Origin of the sequence: Streptomyces lichenis (assembly GCF_023218175.1) — a bacterium.
Lineage (GTDB): Bacteria > Actinomycetota > Actinomycetes > Streptomycetales > Streptomycetaceae > Streptomyces > Streptomyces lichenis.
This window is the reverse complement of sequence record NZ_JALPTH010000023.1, coordinates 66,961-86,662: the sequence shown is the minus strand read 5'-3', so window position 1 is coordinate 86,662 and position 19,702 is coordinate 66,961. Positions and strand designations below refer to the sequence as shown.

Below are 19,702 nucleotides of genomic sequence, written 5' to 3'. Positions count from 1 at the left end.
TCAAGCCCCCTTCGCGGCCTGGAACAGCGCGGCCCGCGGGTCCTCGCCCGCCGTGGCCTCCCGGTAGGTCTCCAGCGCCTCGCGCGCCTTGTCGTCCAGCTCTTCAGGCACCGCCACCTCGACGGTGACCAGCAGGTCCCCGCGGGTGCCGTCCTTGCGGACCGCGCCCTTGCCGCGGGCCCGCATGGTGCGGCCGTTGGGGGTGCCGGCCGGGATCTTCAGGGTGACCGGAGGCCCGCCGAGCACGGGCACCTTGATCTCGCCGCCGAGCGCCGCCTCGGGGTACGAGACCGGCACCGTGACGGTGAGGTTGTCACCCTTGCGGCCGAAGACCGGGTGGGCGTCCACATGGACCACCACGTAGAGGTCGCCGGCCGGTCCGCCGCGCTCGCCGGGGGCGCCCTTGCCGCGCAGCCGGATGCGCTGCCCGTCGGAGACGCCCGCCGGGATGCGGACCTGCATCGTGTGCGAGGACTTGGCGCGCCCGCTGCCCTTGCAGACCTCGCAGGGGTCCTGGGCGATCAGCCCGCGGCCCTTGCAGTCCCGGCAGGGGTCGGTCAGCGAGAACGAGCCGCTGCCGCCGCGGGAGACCTGGCCGGTGCCGACGCAGGTCGGGCACACCCGGGGCGTGCCGTTCTTGTCGCCGGTGCCGGAGCAGGCCTTGCACGGCTGCTGGCTGGACATCCGCAGCGGGACCGTGGCCCCGTCCACCGCCTCGGTGAAGCTGAGCGTCACCTCGGACTCGACGTCCTGGCCGCGCCGCGGCTGGGTGCGGGTGCCCGCGCCGCCGCGGTTGAACAGCCCGCCGAACACGTCTCCGAGGCCGCCGCCGAAGCCGCCGGCGCCGCCCGCCCCGCCACCACCGCCCTGGGCGCCCCCGAAGAGGTCGCCCAGGTCGAAGTTGAACGTGCCGCCGGCGCCGCCGGGGCCGCCCGGGCGGAAGCCGCCGTTGCCGAAGAGCGCGCGGGCCTCGTCGTACTCCTTGCGCTTCTTGGGGTCGCCGAGGACGTCGTTCGCCTCGGAGACCTCCTTGAAGCGGGTCTCGGCGTCGGCGTCGCCCTTGTTGGCGTCCGGGTGGAACTCGCGGGCGAGCTTCCGGTACGCCTTCTTGATCTCGGCCTCGGTGGCGTCCTTGGGGACGCCGAGAACCTTGTAGTAGTCCTTCTCCACGAAGTCCTTCGTGCTCATCGACGTCCCTCCTTCCGGAAACCACCTGTGTGCGCCGCGCGGTGCGGGCCGCTTCCACGGCCCGCACCCCGTACGGCGCAGGCGCCGCTGCTACCGCTCAATACGTCAGCCCTCCTCGGGGCCACCGCTCTCCTCGTCCGAGCCCGACGGCGCCTCGTCCGAGGCGGTCGCGTCCTTGGACGCCGGGGCCGCGCCGGGCTGGGGCTCGGCGACGGCGACCCGCGCGGGGCGGATGGTCCGCTCGCCGATCCGGTACCCGGGCTGAAGGATCGCGACGCAGGTCGTCTCGGTGACGTCCGGCGCGTAGGAGTGCATCAGGGCCTCGTGGACCGTCGGGTCGAAGGGCTCGCCCTCCTTGCCGAACTGCTGGAGGCCCATCTTGGCGGCGACCGTCTCCAGCGACTCGGCCACCGACTTGAAGCCGCCGACCAGCTCGCCGTGCTCCCGGGCCCGGCCGATGTCGTCCAGCACGGGCAGCAGCTCGGTCAGGAGGTTCGCCACGGCGATCTCCTTGACCTGCACCCGGTCCCGCTCGACCCGGCGGCGGTAGTTCTGGTACTCGGCCTGGAGCCGCTGGAGGTCCGCGGTGCGCTCGCCGAGCGCGGTACGGACCTGGTCCAGCTGGGCGGTCAGGCCGGCCGTGCGGTCCGCGTCCCCGGCCGGGGACGCCGGGCCCTCCTCGGGGCCGCCCCCGTCCGCCGCCGGGGCGGCGGCGTCGGGCGCGGACTTCGAGGACGGGCTCTCGGCGGCCTCGGCGGCGCCGTCGGGGGTGGCGCCGGAGGGGACGTCGGGCTTCTCGTCGAATCCCGGGGTCTCCTCCGTCATGCGGCACCGCCCTTGGGCTTCTCGTCGTCGACGATCTCCGCGTCCACCACGTCGTCGTCACCCTGCGGCTGGGCACCGGGCTGCTCGCCCGCCGGGGCGCCCGCGGCCTGCTGGGCCTGGGCGTCGGCGTACAGGGCCTGGCCGAGCTTCTGGGAGACCGCGGCGACCTTCTCCGTCGCGGTGCGGATCTCCGCTGTGTTGTCGCCCTCGGCGGACTCGCCCTTCAGCTTCTCCTTGAGCTCGGTCACCGCCGTCTCGACCTCGGTCTTGACGTCGCCGGGGACCTTCTCCGCGTTGTCGGCGAGGAACTTCTCGGTCTGGTAGACGAGCTGCTCGGCCTGGTTGCGGGTCTCGGCCGACTCGCGGCGGCGGGAGTCCTCCTCCGCGTACTGCTCGGCCTCCTGGCGCATCCGGTCGACCTCGTCCTTGGCGAGCGAGGAGCCGCCGGTGACGGTCATCTTCTGCTCCTTGCCCGTGCCGAGGTCCTTCGCGGTCACGTGCATGATGCCGTTGGCGTCGATGTCGAAGGACACCTCGATCTGCGGCACACCGCGCGGGGCCGGCGGCAGACCGGTCAGCTCGAACATCCCGAGCTTCTTGTTGTACGCCGCGATCTCGCGCTCGCCCTGGTAGACCTGGATCTGCACGGACGGCTGGTTGTCCTCGGCCGTGGTGAAGATCTCCGAGCGCTTGGTCGGGATCGTGGTGTTGCGCTCGATCAGCTTGGTCATGATGCCGCCCTTGGTCTCGATACCGAGGGACAGCGGGGTGACGTCGAGCAGCAGGACGTCCTTGACCTCGCCCTTGAGCACACCGGCCTGGAGGGTGGCGCCGATGGCGACGACCTCGTCCGGGTTGACGCCCTTGTTGGCGTCCTTGCCGCCGGTCAGCTCCTTGACCAGCTCGGCGACGGCCGGCATACGGGTGGAGCCGCCGACCAGGACCACGTGGTCGATCTCGGACAGCTGGATGCCGGCGTCCTTGATGACGTTGTGGAACGGGGTCTTGCAGCGGTCCAGCAGGTCCGAGGTGAGCTGCTGGAACTGGGCGCGGGTGAGCTTCTCGTCCAGGTGCAGCGGGCCCTCGGCGGAGGCCGTGATGTAGGGCAGGTTGATCGTGGTCTCGGTGGACGAGGACAGCTCGATCTTCGCCTTCTCGGCGGCCTCGCGCAGGCGCTGGAGCGCCATCTTGTCCTTGGAGAGGTCCACGCCGTGGCCGGACTGGAACTGCTTGACCAGGTAGTCCACGACCCGCTGGTCCCAGTCGTCGCCACCGAGGTGGTTGTCGCCGTTGGTGGCCTTCACCTCGACCACGCCGTCGCCGATCTCCAGCAGCGACACGTCGAAGGTGCCGCCGCCGAGGTCGAAGACCAGGATGGTCTGGTCGTCCTTCTCCATGCCGTAGGCGAGCGCGGCCGCGGTCGGCTCGTTGACGATGCGCAGGACGTTGAGGCCCGCGATCTCACCGGCCTCCTTGGTGGCCTGGCGCTCCGAGTCATTGAAGTACGCCGGGACGGTGATGACCGCGTCGGTCACCTTCTCGCCCAGGTAGGACTCCGCGTCGCGCTTCAGCTTCTGCAGGATGAAGGCGCTGATCTGCTGCGGGTTGAAGTTCTTCCCGTCCAGCTCGATCTTCCAGTCGGTGCCCATGTGGCGCTTGACCGAACGGATCGTCCGGTCGACGTTGGTGACCGCCTGGCGCTTGGCGACCTCGCCGACGAGCACCTCGCCGTTCTTGGCGAAGGCGACGACGGACGGCGTGGTCCTGGCGCCCTCGGCGTTGGTGATGACGGTGGGCTCGCCGCCTTCCAGAACGCTGACGACGGAGTTAGTCGTGCCCAGGTCGATGCCGACCGCACGTGCCATTTCGATTCCTCCAGCTGACTTGAGTGCAACAGGCTCAAGGATGCAACACGGATCGCCATCCGTCAACAGACCTGAGCCGACCCCACTCAACTTTTATCCAGGGCTTATGCGCATACGCGCCTCGCGGCACCGTACACAAGGGACAAGGCCACCCGGAAACGCCGCGACGCCGGCGTACGGACGGCGCGCCACGACCCGCCGCCTACCCGGGACCACCCCTCCGCCCACCCGTACCCATGCGATCGTTCGGAGAACGCCCCAAATGGCATGGAAAGGCGTAAAAAGTGGGCAAACCCTCCATGGCCGCTCCCCCGCCACCTCCCCCCGTCCCCCTCACCGCCGCAGCCCCCGCCGCCACCCGCCCGCCGGATCCGAAACGGCTCCTGGACGCCGCCCTCGCGACCCTCCTGCTGGCCCTGCTCGCCCCCCTGCTGGCCGCGGCGGCGCTGGCCGTCGCCGCCCGGCGCCCACCCGGCGGCACGCTGGTCCGGGAGCCCCGGATCGGCCTCGGCGGCGCCCCGCTCACCCTGCGCTCCCTTCCGGTGCGCCGGTTCCGGCTGGACGCGCTCTCCCGGCTGCCCCATGTCGTACGGGGAGAGCTGGCGCTCGTCGGCCCGGCGCCGCTGCCGCCCGGCGACCCGGCCGCCCACCTCCCCTGGCGCCACTCGGTGCGCCCCGGGCTGACCGGACCCGCCCAGCTCGCCCGCGGCTCCGAACTCCCCTGGGACGAGCCGCTGCTGCTGGACCAGCACTACGTCGAGCACCATTGGCTGGGAATGGACCTGGCGCTGCTGGCCAGGCGGCTGCTGCGGCGGTCGTCGCCGTGTGTACGCGGTCAGGCTCACCTGAGCGACGCAGATCACCGCGTACCCGGCTACAGCCCGGCCTCATAACTGGGTACGCTCAGCACGAACCGCATAAGTTACCGCTTAGTAGTGCACCGGTCGCCCGCCGAGCGGTGACACTGGTGAGTGCTGACTCACGTATTGACTCACGTGCTGAAACCCCACCTCGCAGGCCCGAGGAGCCCCCATGCAACTCGCCGCGATCATTGTGTCGCTGACGCTGACCGTGGTCGGCGTCGCGCTCATCGCCCGAGCGGTCGCGCAGATCTACCGGTTCGTGAAGCTCGGCCAGCCCGTGCCCGCGGGCAGCCGCACCGACGACCCCAAGGCCAGGACGATCACACTGGTCAAGGAGTTCCTCGGCCACACCCGGATGAACCGCTGGGGGATCGTCGGCGCCGCGCACTGGTTCGTGGCGATCGGCTTCCTGACCCTGCCGCCCACCCTGCTCCAGGCGTACGGGCAGCTCTTCCAGGCCGACTGGGTGCTGCCGATCATCGGCGGCTTCCTGCCGTTCGAGATGTACATCGAGTTCATCGGCGTGATGACCGTCCTGGGCATCCTCACGCTGATCGGCATCCGGCTGCTCAGCCTGCCCTCCCGGGCCGGCCGCAAGTCGCGCTTCGCCGGTTCGAAGGCCTGGCAGGCGTACTTCGTGGAGTACGTCATCCTGGTCATCGGCCTGGCGATCTGGGTGCTGCGCGGCCTGGAAGGGGCCATCCACCACGTCGGCCACTACGAGGCCGCGTACTTCGCCTCGTACCCCCTGGTCCTCGCGTTCAAGGGGCTCTCGGTCCCCACCCTCCAGACGCTGATCTACCTCACCGCGATGATCAAGATCGGCACCTCGCTGATCTGGATGACCACCGTCTCGCTGAACACCAACATGGGTGTCGCCTGGCACCGTTTCCTCGGTTTCCCGAACATCTGGTTCAAGCGGAACGCCGATGGCGCGGTGGCGCTGGGCGCGCTCCAGCCGATGACCAGCCGGGGCAAGGAGATCGACTTCGAGACGGTCTTCGACGAGGAGGAGGGCGCCGAGGAGGCGGTCTTCGGTGCCTCCCAGGTCGAGCACTTCTCCTGGAAGGGCATCCTGGACTTCTCCACCTGCACCGAGTGCGGGCGCTGCCAGTCGCAGTGCCCGGCCTGGAACACCGGCAAGCCCCTCTCCCCCAAGCTGCTGATCATGTCGCTGCGCGACCACGCGCACGCCAAGGCCCCGTATCTGCTGGCCGGGGGCGGCAAGACCATGGAGGGCGAGGAGAAGGCCACGGCCGAGCAGCTGGCGAACGTGCCCGCCTCCGCCCTGGCCGAGGCCGAGCGCCCCCTGGTCGGCACGCTGGAGGAGAACGGCGTCATCGACCCGGACGTGCTGTGGTCGTGCACCACCTGCGGCGCCTGTGTCGAGCAGTGCCCGGTGGACATCGAGCACATCGACCACATCGTGGACATGCGCCGCTACCAGGTCATGATCGAGTCGGCGTTCCCCTCCGAGGCCGGCACGATGCTGAAGAACCTGGAGAAGAAGGGCAACCCCTGGGGCCTGGCCAAGAAGCAGCGGGTCGAGTGGACCAAGGAGGTCGACTTCGAGGTCCCCATCGTCGGCAAGGACGTCGAGGACCTCTCCGAGGTCGACTACCTCTACTGGGTCGGCTGCGCCGGCGCCCTGGAGGACCGCGCCAAGAAGACCACCAAGGCCTTCGCCGAGCTGCTGCACATCGCGGGCGTGAAGTTCGCGATCATGGGCGGCGACGAGAAGTGCACCGGTGACTCCCCCCGCCGCCTGGGCAACGAGCCGCTCTTCCAGCAGCTCGGCCAGGAGAACGTCGCCATGCTCAACATGGCCTTCGGCGAGGATGACGAGGACGAGTCCACGCGCAAGCCCAAGTCGGCCAAGCGCATCGTCGCCACCTGCCCGCACTGCTTCAACACCATCGCCAACGAGTACCCCCAGCTGGGCGGTGAGTTCGAGGTCATCCACCACACCCAGCTGCTCCAGCACCTCATCGACGAGGGCCGCCTCACCCCCGTCACCCCGGTGGACGGGCTGATCACCTACCACGACCCCTGCTACCTGGGCCGCCACAACAAGGTCTACACCCCGCCGCGCGAGATCATGTCCGCCGTGCCGGGCCTGCGCCAGCAGGAGATGCACCGCCACAAGGAACGCGGCTTCTGCTGCGGCGCCGGCGGCGCGCGCATGTGGATGGAGGAGCGCATCGGCAAGCGCATCAACACCGAGCGCGTCGACGAGGCCCTCTCCCTCAACCCCGACATCGTCTCCACCGCCTGCCCCTTCTGCCTGGTCATGCTCACCGACTCCGTCAACGGCAAGAAGAACGACGGCAAGGCCCCCGAGTCCCTCCAGGTGGTCGACGTCGCCCAGCTCCTGCTGGACTCCGTCAAGACCCCGGCCGAGCCTGAGCCGGAGCCCCCGGTGGAGGACGGCACCGGCTCCGGTCCCGACGGCGGTTCCGGCTCCGAGGGCGGCGGCGACGGCACCGGTTCCGGTCCCGGCGCGGGCTCCGGCGGCCCCGGTTCCGCCCCGGCCGACGAGCCGGCCCCGGTGAAGTAGCCGGCCCCCACGTGCCGGGCACCCTCCGGGGCGCCCGACCGCGTACGCGCCGTCCATCCCGACCGCGTACGCACCACCCGCGTACGCACGACCCCGCGTACCGCCCGGCGATGGCCGGACCTGCACCGCACAGGCAGGTCCGGCCATCGTCGTTCAAGGCACCCCCAGCACGGCCATTCCCGGCAATACGCCCATTCACCCCCATCCGCCCTGGTGGTAGCCCCTCCGGGTCCCCTTAGGGGATGTCACAGCTCAGCCGCAATGGGCCGCCTCCGTCCGGGCATGTCCACTCCATCCGGCGCGAGCGGGTACGTTCGTTGACGTGGCTGGATTCAGGATCGGACGCGGCCGGGACAACCGCACCTCGCGACAGCAACCGCAGCAGGCGGCGCCGTACGGCAACAACACGGCACCGCCGCCCCCGTACGCCTCGGGGCAGCAGCAGTGGCCGTCGGCGCACCAGGGACACCAGGGGCATCAAGGCCACCAGGGGCACCAGGCGCCGCCGCAGGGCCACGGCGAGCCCGAGTACTTCGGGGACCCCTACGCCCACCCGCAGCAGCACCAGCCGCCGCACGACCCCTACGCGGCGAACAACCCGGGCCACACCCGGGCGTTCAGCGTCCCCGACGAGGCGTACGCGGGGGCCGGCGGCGGCTACGAGGGCGGCTACGGCGACGGCGCCACCTACCAGGCCGGTGCGGCCCCGGCCCCGGCCGGCCCGCGACTGCACTGGAAGCAGCTGCTCAGCGGCATCGTGATGCGCCCCGGCCCGACCTTCTTCCAGATGCGCGACCACGCCGTCTGGGGCCCCGCGGTGGTGGTCACCTTCCTCTACGGGCTGCTGGCGCTGTTCGGCTTCGACGAGGCCCGCGAGGAGGCGATCAACGCCACCCTCTCGACGGCCGTGCCCTATGTGCTGCTCACCGGCGTCATGTTCGTCATCGGCGGCCTCATCCTGGGCGCGGTGACCCACACCCTGGCCCGCCAGCTCGGCGGCAACGGGGCCTGGCAGCCGACGGTGGGCCTCTCCATGCTGATCATGGCCCTCACCGACGCGCCCCGTCTGGTCTTCGCCCTCTTCCTGGGCGGCGACAACACCCTGGTCCAGATCCTGGGCTGGCTCTCCTGGCTGGCGGCGGGTGCGCTGTTCACCTCGATGGTGAGCAAGTCCCATGACCTGCCCTGGCCCAAGGCCCTGGGCGCCTCCGCCATCCAGCTGGTCGCCCTGCTGTCGCTGATCAAGCTCGGCACCATCTGAGACCTGGCAGCCCGACGGGCTTGGGAGCGGCGGGAGTTCACGCTTCCGCCGCCCCGGTTCACGGTCGGATGCGTCCATGAGGTGGGCGGCTGGTCAGAAGCCTCCGCCGCGCCCCGCCGACACCACGACGGCGTCCGACGTCGACGTCCGCCTGCCCGAGGGGGGCCTGTCAGCGGGCTGACACCGGAGGGAGCCTCTCAGGCGTCCAGGATCTGCCCCTCCCGGCGGACCACCGGCTTCTCCACGCTCCACGGGAAGTTGATCCACTCGTCGGTACGCTTCCACACGTACTCGCACTTCACCAGCGAGTGCGACTTCTCGTAGATGACGGCGGAGCGGACCTCGGCGACGTTGCCGAGGCAGAAGTCGTGCACCAGCTTCAGCGTCTTGCCGGTGTCGGCGACATCGTCCGCGATCAGCACCTTCTTGTCGGAGAAGTCGATCGCGTTGGGGACCGGGGCCAGCATGACCGGCATCTCCAGCGTGGTCCCCACCCCCGTATAAAACTCAACATTCACCAGATGGATGTTCTTGCAGTCCAGCGCGTATGCCAGCCCGCCGGCCACGAAGACGCCGCCACGGGCGATGGACAGCACGATGTCCGGCTCGTAGCCGTCGTCGGCGATGGTCTGGGCGAGCTCCCGGACGGCGCGGCCGAAGCCCTCGTAGGTCAGGTTCTCCCGTACGTCACTCATGCTCACACCTGCGTCCGATGGAAGTTCTGGAAGGACCGCGAGGCGGTCGGCCCCCGCTGGCCCTGGTAGCGGGACCCGTAGCGGTCGCTGCCGTACGGGTGCTCGGCGGGTGAGCTGAGCCGGAACATGCACAGCTGGCCGATCTTCATGCCCGGCCAGAGCTTGATCGGCAGCGTGGCGAGGTTCGACAGTTCGAGCGTCACATGGCCGGAGAAGCCGGGGTCGATGAACCCGGCGGTGGAGTGGGTCACCAGGCCGAGGCGGCCGAGGCTGGACTTGCCCTCCAGCCGGGAGGCGATGTCGTCGGGCAGCGAGATCACCTCGTGCGTCGAGGCGAGCACGAACTCCCCGGGGTGCAGGATGAACGCCTCCTCCCCCTCCGGCTCGACCAGCCGGGTCAGGTCGATCTGCTCGACGGCCGGGTCGATGTGGGGGTACCGGTGGTTCTCGAACACCCGGAAATAGCGGTCCAGCCGTACGTCGATGCTGGACGGCTGCATCATGGACTCGTCATACGGGTCGATGCGCACCCGTCCGGCGTCGATCTCGGCCCGGATGTCCTTGTCTGAGAGAAGCACTCATCGAGGATACGGGCCCCGCACACGCGAAGCGCGCGGGCCCGCCCGAACCGGACGGCACCCCGCGCGCCGACGCTCACCCTTCCGGTGCCCGCCTACCGCCGCTCGTGCCCCACCGGCACGGCATGCCGCAGCCGCGCGCACCGGGGACACCGGATGAGCCGCCCGGGCCCGATACGCTCCGTCCCGAGCTGCTGCATCGGGAACGTCCCGGTACTGAACACGTGCCCCTCGGCACAGCGGACGACGGTGCGCTCCATGGAGTCCATCAAGTCCCTTCCCCATCAACATCAACGCGTGGACGAGACCGCCACATTAGGGGATGAAGAGGACGCCACTCCACGCGGCACTCCGCCACCGGGCGCGCACACCGCCGACGGCTCATGGGGTAGAGTGAGCGACGATGCGACACCGGGCCTCCGGGCCCAAGCAAGATCATGTCGCGTCGATGCGGGTGTAGTTTAATGGTAGAACATGAGCTTCCCAAGCTTAGAGCGCGAGTTCGATTCTCGTCACCCGCTCCACGACTAAGGCCCAGGTCATCGACCTGGGCCTTGTTTGTTGTCTAGAGCTGCCTACGCGCTCCTTCCTGACCGGAGCTGGGAGAGGGCGTGCACGACCGGCAAGTCGTACTGGTCTTTATCCTGCTCCCAGAAAGCGAGTACCCGAGCCGTGGCCTCGGCCATGTCCGTGGGCAGGTCAGCCGCACGGAGAGTATCGGCGACCTCCTCCATCTCGGGTGCCCAGCGCCAGGCTCGGGCCGCCACGCTCGGTAGATACTCCGGATCGGAGAGGATCGCGGAAATCATGACCTCGGCTTCGGCTGTGAGCTGATCACCGACTCCATGGGAGTCGGCGAGTGCGTGAGCGACGCCGGCGAGGGTGCGAGCGGCTTTCTGGTAGCTGGCAAAGGCCATCTTCAGAGCGGAAGCGGAACCAGGTGTGTCCCCGACCCGGCACACGTGCAGCGCAGAGTCCGTGAACAGCGACGCCACCAGCTCGACGGCAGAGTCGGCCCCCGCAAGATAGAGCCGTGTGGCACGCCCCTCACCTGGTGGCTGACCGAAAACGGCACCGTCGACGACTGCGGAGCCGGGGCGGATCTCGTCGGCGATGCGCTGTACGCGTTGAGGGCTGATGGCGTTGACATCGGCGTACACCCCCGCGAAGCCGTGCGCGGCCACCGCCGCCGCAACGTCCTCCGCCGCCTGTGGTGGGCAGACCGAGAGAACGACCGCGCTTCGGGACAGCGCTTCCGCGAGCGAGTCGTACGCCGTGGCACCGGCTTCTCGCCCGCGGAGCCTGGTGTTCTCACTGCGGCCCTTGGTCACCGACAGTGCCTCATGGCCGCCGGCGACGATCTCGGCGGTGATCGCCGCGCCCATGGTTCCAGGGTGGAGGACGGTCACGGTGATCACTGGCTGCCTCCGGCGGTGTGCGACGTGGAGTGTTCCTCATCCCCATGATCCGCTGTCGCTCGGCACCGGCGGCTTCAGGATCGCTACCTGGCGGCAGTCCGGGCACTGATGGCGGACAGAAGTACCTCCGATCTCGGATTGGCCGTTCAGGACGAGACAGCCGTACACGGGCCGTGACCCCCACTGTCCTAACAGCTCGTCTCACGCTGAAGCCGCGTCATGGGTACCGTGCAGGAGACGAACTCTGTACGGACAGACCGGCGGTCGCGCCGGATCGTCCGGCGGCCGGGAGGTGTCCTGATGCTGGAGGAAGCCGAGGAGATCGGCAAGCGAGCTCGCAGGGCAAGGCTGCGGCTGGGCATGCCGCAGGCCGACCTGGCGACGGCCCTCGGGAAGTCACAGGGTTGGGTGTCGAAGATGGAGCGTGGACTGATCGAGCTGGACCGGGTCGGCCTGCTCAACCAGGTGGCCGCAGAGTTGCACGTCCATCCGAACGATCTGATCGGACGCCCGTACAGCAGTTCCCCCGACGACAGCCAGTGGCAGATCGCCGCCTCGTCGATCCTGCGCGAGCTGCGTCGCTACGACCTCGTTCCCGTCTTCGACGGGGTTCCGCGACCGGCGTCACAGCTATGGCGTGAGGTGACCCGGCTGCACCGCCTGCGGGACACCGCCTCCAACGTCGCGATTCTCCGAGTTCTCCCGGATCTCTTCCGGGAAGCGCGCGCCCTGGCGGAAGACTCGGACGGGCACGAGCGGGAGGAGGCGTACGCCGTCTACGCCGTGTGCTGCAAGTTCGCACACACCGCCGCACACGCCCTCGGGCACCCCGAGCTAGTGGCCATGGCGTGCGAACGGGCCGCGTGGTCGGCCAGGTTGTCGGGAGATCCGGTGCTGCCTGCCGTCGCCGACTGGATGCGCGTCTGGGACATGTGGGCGACGGCTGACTGGGCCGACGCTCTGACCCTCTCGGACAAGGCGATCGCCTCGGTGCAACAGCCGTACGAGCACGGTGATCCGCTGGCCGTACGGGCGTGGGGCACGCTTCAGCTTCGAGCAGCCATCTCCGCCGCTCGGGCCAACCGCCCATCGGAAGCGGAGGACCGGATCGGGCACGCGAAGGACGCGGCGGAACGCATGGACGCGTACGTCGGGGCACCGGTGTACGACCGGCATTCGCTGACGTTCTCCGCCGGAAACGTGCAGATCCACGCGATCAGCGTGGCTCTGGAAATGGGCAAGCAGGGCAAAGCTCTGGAGATAAACCGCCGCACCAGCCCGAGCTTGGTCGGGTCACTGCCCAACTCCCGTCAGGGACACCACCACATGGACGTCGCGCGGGCCTGGCTGTGGGACGGAAACCGGGCAGAGGCCCTCACCGAGCTGGAGACGGCTGAGCGGATCGCGCCGCAGCTCGTGCGGAACCATCCCATCGCCCGTTCAACGCTTCGCAGCATCGTCTACGCGGAACGGGCAGCCACGAGGGAGAAGCTGCGGCACATGTCCGACCGCTTTCACCTGGACGGATAGGGGTCGTATTCCTCCGGCTCATATTCGAGGGCCGTCCTGCCCCTAGCTTCGGGGCATGACGCGACGACGTTCTTCTCATCTTCACTCGCAGGGAGCCGAGTTAGGTGCGGCAGCACCCTTCCGCCCGCTGCTCGGCGACCTCGCCACGGACAGTGCTCGCGATGGCCGTGTCGGGGTCGTGGTCGCCCTCCCTGGTGAGGGCTCTGCTACGACGTACCACCTGCGTCCGCCCGGGGGCGGGGCCCCGTGGTCCGCGCCCGCCGACGGGACGACGCTCAGGCCCGTGCCGGTGAGGGCCACCCACGCCACGCTCTCGGCCGGACGGGACGCGGTCTACGACCCGCGGGCCAGGCAGGGATCGGTTCCCATCGAGTTCCACTTGGATGACGGCTCGACCCTCGATGGCGCACTCATCCTCACCTCTGTCGAGCTGGAGTGGCTGCACCAGCAGACCAGCCGTCTCGTCGACGCACACGGACAGGCCCTCGGCGGCACCCCGTGACCGGTGCGCGGCGACGCCACGCCCGAAAGGCCGCGCCGCGCTCCGTACGCCCCGAAGGCGGAGGCATCGCGCTCACGCTTCTGGCCGTGGCCGGGCTGGTGGGACCGGCCTGGGCACTGCGTGAGCAGGCCGTCCCGCTCCTCAACGTCCTCGGTCACCAGCCCGCCGCCGTCTCAACGGACGCGAGCCCGCCCTCCGACCGCTGGCTCCGCTCCGCTGTCCGGGTCGTTCACCCCACCCTCCCGGCCAACGGAGCCCGCCATGCACCCGGAACATCCAGACGTGATTCTCCAGGGAGAGATCATGGACATCCCGTACATCGTCATCGACCAGCTCACCCCCGACCAACAGCAGGTCTGGAGGACCTATTTCGGCGACGCCGACCGACCCCGCTACATCGAGGAAGGCATCTGGCGCCGTACGCAGGAGAAGGCCACGGCCGAACAGAGCGGCTGGACGACTGCCGACGACGCCCGGCGGCGGATCATCCACTACCGCTACCGGTACGGCCTGGTCCCCACCACCGCCGCGCCGGCCATCGGCCTGACCGACCTGTACCTCTACCACTCCGCTACCGCTCCAGCGCACGAGATCGACGCGCACCACGACGCCCTGTGGGACTCGCTGGCCACCGGCGGCTGGAAGGAGGCTCCCGGTGGATTCTTATGGACACGTCGGGATCTGAAGTGCCGGATCACGGAGCACGACGTCCATCCCCAGGACGCGGCAGTGGGGCGTATCCTCCCCGTCGGCTACCGGAGCCTGGACGTGCAGATCGCCTCGGTGTCCTACGCACCGCCGCCTTCGGTCCGGCAGCTGCCGTGGAATGTCCTCTCCACCGGGATCAGGTCCAAGGACCGCCCGGGTACGCCGACCCGCGTCCCGGACCTGTCCGTCCTCGCGGACCTGCTGCCGTTCCAGGTGGAGATCGGATGCGGTACGTCGGTGGAGGCGGGTATTCCGCCCCTGCACCGGCTCCACGAGATCTACCGGGTCACCGACCGCCAAGGCCACGAGCCTCGGGAGCACCGCTTCACCCTCTCCCCGACAGCGGACACGCTCCTCCACGAGGTTCTGACGGAGCCGGAGGAGAAGACTGCGGAATTCGTGGAGATGTTCCGCGCCTGCTTCCTGGCCGAACCGACTCCGGCCATGTGGGCGCTGAAGGAACTGAAGGACGCCGGTCACCTCGTCGGCCCGGTCATCACCAACAACTTCGACGTGCTCGCGGCGCGTGCCGGGCTCGACGAGTGCTTCATGCGCCGCTACGACCAGGCCGTACCCGATGTCGAGTGGGTGGATGGCGTCAAGGCCCTCCTCGTCGTCGGCCTGCACGCCGACCGCCGCAAGGTCCAGGCGCGCGCCCGCGCTCGCAGCATGCAGGTCGTCTACCTGGACCCGGAGGGTTTCTGGCGCGACGGCCAGTTCATGCCGTACCCGCTGGAAGGACCCCAGGACGGCGACCTGGTGTGCCGGGCGACCGCCGCCGAGGCACTGCCCGCCCTCGTCAACCTGCTGAAACAGCAAGCTGGTTGATCCACCTGCGCGAAGCGGGCCGCGCCGAGCGTTGGCGCTAGCGTGACGCACCCGGCCGGCCCGGACTCCCCGGGCGGGCGAGAGGCAAGGAAAGGAGCGTCGACCCCATGCGCGTATCCGTCATCGGTTGTGGTCACCTGGGCATCCCCCACGCCGCTGCCATGGCCGAGATCGGCCACGAGGTCATCGGCGTGGACCTGGACCAGGCGAAGATCGACCGCCTCAACGCCGGCGAGTGCCCCATCTACGAGGACGGCCTGCCCGAACTCCTCAGCACCCACATCGCCACTGGACGGCTGCGGTTCACCACCAGCCTCGCCGAGGCGGCCGAGTTCGCCGACATCCACTTCCTCGCGGTGGGCACGCCGATCGACGCGGACGGGCGGAGCTACGACACCGGGCAGGTCTTCGGCGCAGCCCGCGCCCTCGCCCCGCACCTGACCCGCCCCACGGTCGTCATCGGCAAGTCCACGGTCACCGTCGGCACCTCTCGTGACCTCGGTGCTCTGCTCGCCCGGCTCTCCCCGGCTGGTGAGGACGTGGAGGTCGTCTGGAACCCCGAGTTCCTGCGCGAGGGCCATGCCATCGACGACACCCTGCGCCCCGACCGGATCGTCGTCGGCGTCCCGTCGGCCCGCGCTGAGGACGCGGTACGCCAGGTCTACGCACCCCTCCTGGCGAACGGCATCCCGCTGTTCGTGACCGACCCCGGCACCGCCGAACTCATCAAGGGTGCCGCCAACGCCTACCTCGGCATGAAGATCTCCTTCATCAACGGCGTCGCCGACATGTGCACCGCCGCCGGAGCCGACGTCCAACAGCTCACCGAGGCCATCGGCCTGGACCCCCGCATCGGTCGGGGCGGCCTCAACGCAGGTCCCGGCTACGGCGGCGGCTGCCTGCCGAAGGACGTCCGCGCCTTCACCGCCTCCGCCCGCACCCTGGGCGCCGCCGAGGCGGCGACCATGCTGCGCGCGGCGGAGGAAGTCAACGAATCCCGCCCCACCGCCGCGCTGAGACTCATCGAGCAGACGCTCGGCCGACCCGTCGACGGCGTACGCATCACCGTCTGGGGCGCTTCCTTCAAGGCCGGCACCGACGACGTCCGCGAATCCCCGGCCCTGGCGATCGCCGCGCTCATGCATCAGCGCGGCGCGACCGTCACCGTCCACGACCCGCACGCCGTGCCCACGGCACTGCGCCGCCACCCCGAACTCGACTACTGCGAAACCCTCGAAGGCTCCCTCGCGGCAGCCGAGCTGATCGTCCTTGCCACCGAATGGCCCCACTTCCGCGAGGCCGACCCCAAGGCCCTCGCCCCACTGGTCGCGGACCAGGTCCTCGTCGACCTCCGCAACCTCATCGACGCCGACGCCTGGCGCATGGCCGGATGGACCGTACGCCAGCTCGGACGACCCGCACAGGAATAGCCGAACCCATCGATCGGAGGTCCGACGTGGACACCCTGTGGGACAACATCGAGAAGCTCTCCGCCGTCTGCCGAGCGGCCGGCGCCCACCTCCCCAACGAGGAGCTGAAAGCCCTCCAGGTCGGCAAGGTCGCCGAGGAAGCCGGCGAGGCCATGCACGCCCTCCACGGCCTGAAGGGACTCACCACCTGCGGCGACAACCATGCCTGGTCCGAGGTCCAGAACGACCTCGTCGGCGCCGTCATCGCCGCCCTCCTGGCCATGCACTACATCGACCCCACAGGCGCCCGCGCCACCTTCGACGAGATCCTCCACCGCCGAACGCGAAGGGGCCGCGAGGCCGCTGCTGCGGCCTGACGGCCTCCGGACGTGGCCGTCGACTGCTTCGGTTGGACGGGGGGGCGGCCACGTCCGGCACACAAGCTGCGCCGGGAACCTGCTCCCAGCGCAGTAGAACTTTCCCTACTTCATCAAGGCGGCTCGCTCCGGTCGCGCGGCTCGAGTGAGCATCAGAGTGGGGAGAAAGCTGTTGTCGCGAGTTTTCGCTGAGCGTCCTGACCTGCATAGCAGCCACCTTGAGGGGGTCTGCTAGATTGGCCGTCACACGCAACCCAAATTCCGGTTCTAGCAATTCTCCTTTGAGAAGAGCATGAGCGTAGCCGAAGCAGACTGCAAAGAATCTTCCGCTAACATTAAAGAAGACTACGACCGAGGCGTTAGCGTTCTTTAGGTCTGAAATTTCAACAAGAGGGGAAACGTGTTTTGCCCACATTGGCGGTTTTGGCTCTTGCGGCATAACCCGGATTTCGCAGTCCAAATCCACCCCGTCGCTCAACTCCCGGCGTTCCGGGACTCTCGCCCCCTCAGGGAAGTCGCGAAGCAAGTCCTCAAAATCGCCAGCTTCCTCACGGAAGAGGTAGATCGATACGCGCATGTGCTCGCCCCCACGTGTCGCCCAAGAGGATTACGCCCCCAGGTTGACCCCTTGATGGAAAGAGGGCGAATGCAACTTCTTCAGATTTATAGACTCATGATTAATAAAACATCTATTCGATTCCGTCGACCTCCGTAAGCCGACGGAGCGGCTACCGGAGGATTGCTGCGGCCGGCTGAAGGCAGACCCGCGGCGTCGGCGCTGCAACTTTTTGCTCAACGGCGGGCTCCTTGCTGCGGAGCTGCGCCTCGGTGTCGGCTAGGCGGGATGCGATGGTCTCGGCGCTGCCGAAAGACGCCGCCCGTTGCCGCCGGGGATCGAACGCATCGCAGCACAGTGCCGTAGTGCCAGTTCCGAACCAAAGCGGCCAACTAAGTACGACCAACGACGGGGCCTAGAGGCACTCTCTGAGCAGCGCGCCTACCCTAATCGTGGCTGGCCGGCGCTACGAAGCGCCCTTGGTCACCGCTAGTTCCCAAGCTCAGAGAGCGAGTTCGGTTCTCGGCACCCGCTCCGCGATGAAGGCCCTGGTCGGAGACCAGGGCCTTGTTTGTTGCCTAGACCACTCTGGGCCCGCCGCGCCCTTCGCGTGCTCCAACTCCCAGCGACGTCGTCCCTCAAGGCGCCATCCACGGTGGGTTCGCTAAGCCCGTCCCGCGAACGATTGCTTGCGTGACATGTAGTGGGCTCCGGCCTGGCGCTGGCGGCTCCATCGCGACCACTTCACCTTCCTTGGGTGCTTACTCCGCGCAGCAGGGGGGTCAGGGCAGCTGCCCGGAGCCGGCGGATCTCGGCTGACGTGAGCTCCGCGGGGTGGGGGAGCGTCCGCTCGGGTGCCCTATCCCTATCGCGTGGGCAAGCGGGATGAGCTCAGGCCAGTCGGTGTAGGGATGGGCGTCGTACTGGCACGGGCCGCAGTCAGCCTTCGGAGGCCCAGACAATCGGCAGGCAGGCCCTCCCGGCCGCACCAGAGCCGCCCATGCCTACCGGGCAACCCAGCGCCCGACTGATCTCGACCGCCTGTCAGTGGTCGACTGTAGGCTTCCCCAAGGCCAAGGAGATGCCAGGAGGACTGTTATGGCAATCGTGCGCGCGTGCTCCAGATGTGGACGAAACGAATGCGCCAACCGAAAAGGGAAACCCGGCCATTGCCATGAGTGCATTGATAAGCAGTTCAGGCGAGTCGGCGTCCATCCTATCGGTCACCATGAATCCCCGACGGCCCAACGCAATTTCCGATGCCTAACATGCGGGCAGGCGGGAGCAGTAGCCTATAACAGCATTCGCAACCATGACCATTCGGCTTGCGAGCATTGTTCTTCCCGAAGGATTTACGAAGCACGCTTGCGATCGGAACCGGAGCGATGGGCGAAAACCCCTCAGGAAGCCTTTTCCGTGCTGCGCGAAGCGGGTTATTCAATTCTCGAAAAGGATGGAAAAGCGGCGGTCGAGGAAGCGGCCAAGATAATCCTCCCCAACATATGGGACATCGTCGATGTACGTTGCGTAACCTGCGGAAAAGAGTCTCGGCGAAGCGTCGTTCACGTACTGGCCAGTTCATGGCGACACGGTGATCACTGCCCATATCTGGACATTTCGGATCTCATTCGCCAGCACACGGAATTCTTTGCGGCACACGGCCTGGCTAGGAACTTCGACGGTTACGCCAAGCTCACCCAGCCGGTCCCGGCCATCTGCCTGAACTGTGGGGCGGAGCGCAGGATATCCCTATCGGCACTCGCTCAAAACGCGCAGCCTTGCCTAACGTGCGCCAAATCGATCGACCCCGATTCGCCTCATCTGGTATATCTCATCCATTTCCCCGAATTGGAGTTGATGAAGGTTGGGATCACAAACACGGAAGATCGACGCTACAACCGGATCAAGGCACATGTAAAGCAAGGGGGAACTTTGATCGAAAAAGTCATTGTCCCCAATCGCGAGGCGGCCTTTACTGTCGAACGATACGTCCTAAACAGGGTTCTTGAATATCGACAGGGAGCCACCTCCAGGCATCTTCCACAGGGCGGCTGGACCGAGACGTGGCACGACTCTGCGCCGGGATTCGATCTGCCCGCGATCGTTCGCCTGCTGGATCGGGAGAACGCTCCGGGCTTCGACCGATCAAATCGACTGAAGATGCACTTCGAAGACGAACCGATAACTTCAGAGGAACTAGCAAGTTTTGTGAAAACCCAGGACATTCAGGTAGGCAGTGACATTGTCACCGTAATCGGAATGATGGCAGACCGTGAGGAAATACTGAAAGAGGTGCGACGTCGACGGATGAGTAAATGAAACAGTAAATAAAGGTTACCCACAGGAATCGAGTCATCATTTTCCCGACCCCGACGGAGGAGTGGGGCAACTCCATTTCCAGGACCGGAGCAATACACAGGAAAGAAGGGATTCCACGCGGCGTCGAGAAAGCCGTCGGAGGCAGTCCGGGCTTCATCGCAGGGATCATAAAGGGGCTCGCCGCACTCGGCGAGGGATAGGTATGCGAAGCATCCTCAGATGC

16 protein-coding genes and 1 tRNA gene are annotated in these 19,702 nt (G+C 68.1%); 10 read left to right on the top strand and 7 right to left on the bottom strand.

Annotated elements, in window-relative coordinates:
* The 3 genes from dnaJ to dnaK form a co-directional block, all read right to left on the bottom strand.
* Positions 1-1,188 carry a molecular chaperone DnaJ gene (gene dnaJ / locus M1O15_RS22260; protein ID WP_248635878.1) on the bottom strand — a complete coding sequence of 396 codons (1,188 nt, stop codon included), beginning with the start codon at positions 1,186-1,188 and terminating at the stop codon, positions 1-3.
* Positions 1,189-1,293: 105 nt separating this feature from the next.
* Positions 1,294-2,013, bottom strand: a complete 720-nt coding sequence (gene grpE / locus M1O15_RS22255) for a nucleotide exchange factor GrpE (RefSeq protein WP_248635877.1) — start codon at positions 2,011-2,013, stop codon at positions 1,294-1,296.
* Positions 2,010-3,878 (bottom strand): molecular chaperone DnaK, encoded by a 1,869-nt coding sequence (gene dnaK, locus M1O15_RS22250; RefSeq protein ID WP_248635876.1) that lies wholly within the window; start codon positions 3,876-3,878, stop codon positions 2,010-2,012. The genes grpE and dnaK overlap by 4 nt, the downstream gene beginning before the upstream one ends.
* Positions 3,879-4,162: 284 nt before the next feature.
* Between dnaK and M1O15_RS22245 the strand changes: the two genes are divergently transcribed.
* The 3 genes from M1O15_RS22245 to M1O15_RS22235 all read left to right on the top strand — a co-directional run bounded on the left by M1O15_RS22245 (position 4,163) and on the right by M1O15_RS22235 (position 8,559).
* Entirely contained in the window at positions 4,163-4,771 is a 609-nt protein-coding gene (locus tag M1O15_RS22245) for a sugar transferase (protein WP_248635875.1), read from the top strand.
* 139 nt (positions 4,772-4,910) lie between these two features.
* Positions 4,911-7,298 carry a (Fe-S)-binding protein gene (locus tag M1O15_RS22240; RefSeq protein ID WP_248635874.1) on the top strand — a complete coding sequence of 796 codons (2,388 nt, stop codon included), beginning with the start codon at positions 4,911-4,913 and terminating at the stop codon, positions 7,296-7,298.
* Between the two features lie 322 nt (positions 7,299-7,620).
* The gene (locus M1O15_RS22235) at positions 7,621-8,559 is read left to right on the top strand and encodes a Yip1 family protein (protein WP_248635873.1); all 939 of its coding nucleotides are present in this window, start codon (positions 7,621-7,623) and stop codon (positions 8,557-8,559) included.
* Positions 8,560-8,756: 197 nt separating this feature from the next.
* Here M1O15_RS22235 and M1O15_RS22230 read toward each other — a convergent pair whose 3' ends face one another.
* Positions 8,757-9,254 (bottom strand): phosphoribosyltransferase, encoded by a 498-nt coding sequence (locus tag M1O15_RS22230; RefSeq protein ID WP_248635872.1) that lies wholly within the window; start codon positions 9,252-9,254, stop codon positions 8,757-8,759.
* 2 nt (positions 9,255-9,256) lie between these two features.
* The gene (gene dcd / locus M1O15_RS22225; RefSeq protein WP_248635871.1) at positions 9,257-9,832 is read right to left on the bottom strand and encodes a dCTP deaminase; all 576 of its coding nucleotides are present in this window, start codon (positions 9,830-9,832) and stop codon (positions 9,257-9,259) included.
* Between the two features lie 450 nt (positions 9,833-10,282).
* Between dcd and M1O15_RS22220 the strand changes: the two genes are divergently transcribed.
* A tRNA-Gly gene (locus M1O15_RS22220) sits at positions 10,283-10,356 on the top strand.
* A 51-nt stretch (positions 10,357-10,407) separates the two neighbouring features.
* On the opposite strand, the gene M1O15_RS22215 is transcribed toward M1O15_RS22220, so the two are convergent.
* Positions 10,408-11,250, bottom strand: a complete 843-nt coding sequence (locus M1O15_RS22215; RefSeq protein WP_248635870.1) for an NAD(P)-dependent oxidoreductase — start codon at positions 11,248-11,250, stop codon at positions 10,408-10,410.
* Positions 11,251-11,550: 300 nt separating this feature from the next.
* Between M1O15_RS22215 and M1O15_RS22210 the strand changes: the two genes are divergently transcribed.
* From M1O15_RS22210 to M1O15_RS22190, 5 genes are all read left to right on the top strand, one after another.
* Positions 11,551-12,780, top strand: coding sequence for a helix-turn-helix domain-containing protein (locus tag M1O15_RS22210; RefSeq protein WP_248635869.1), 1,230 nt, complete (start codon positions 11,551-11,553; stop codon positions 12,778-12,780).
* Between the two features lie 283 nt (positions 12,781-13,063).
* Positions 13,064-13,282, top strand: coding sequence for a hypothetical protein (locus M1O15_RS22205; RefSeq protein ID WP_248635868.1), 219 nt, complete (start codon positions 13,064-13,066; stop codon positions 13,280-13,282).
* A gap of 303 nt (positions 13,283-13,585) precedes the next feature.
* Entirely contained in the window at positions 13,586-14,818 is a 1,233-nt protein-coding gene (locus tag M1O15_RS22200) for an SIR2 family protein (RefSeq protein ID WP_248635931.1), read from the top strand.
* A 107-nt stretch (positions 14,819-14,925) separates the two neighbouring features.
* Positions 14,926-16,248 (top strand): UDP-glucose dehydrogenase family protein, encoded by a 1,323-nt coding sequence (locus M1O15_RS22195; RefSeq protein ID WP_248635867.1) that lies wholly within the window; start codon positions 14,926-14,928, stop codon positions 16,246-16,248.
* 26 nt (positions 16,249-16,274) lie between these two features.
* The gene (locus M1O15_RS22190) at positions 16,275-16,604 is read left to right on the top strand and encodes a MazG-like family protein (RefSeq protein ID WP_248635866.1); all 330 of its coding nucleotides are present in this window, start codon (positions 16,275-16,277) and stop codon (positions 16,602-16,604) included.
* Here M1O15_RS22190 and M1O15_RS31915 read toward each other — a convergent pair.
* Entirely contained in the window at positions 16,489-17,181 is a 693-nt protein-coding gene (locus M1O15_RS31915) for a TIGR04141 family sporadically distributed protein (protein WP_372499539.1), read from the bottom strand. The two genes, M1O15_RS22190 and M1O15_RS31915, sit on opposite strands and share 116 nt — an antisense overlap.
* Positions 17,182-18,576: 1,395 nt before the next feature.
* Here M1O15_RS31915 and M1O15_RS22185 point away from each other — a divergent pair.
* Positions 18,577-19,479 carry a hypothetical protein gene (locus tag M1O15_RS22185; protein ID WP_248635865.1) on the top strand — a complete coding sequence of 301 codons (903 nt, stop codon included), beginning with the start codon at positions 18,577-18,579 and terminating at the stop codon, positions 19,477-19,479.
* Positions 19,480-19,702: the final 223 nt, after the last annotated feature.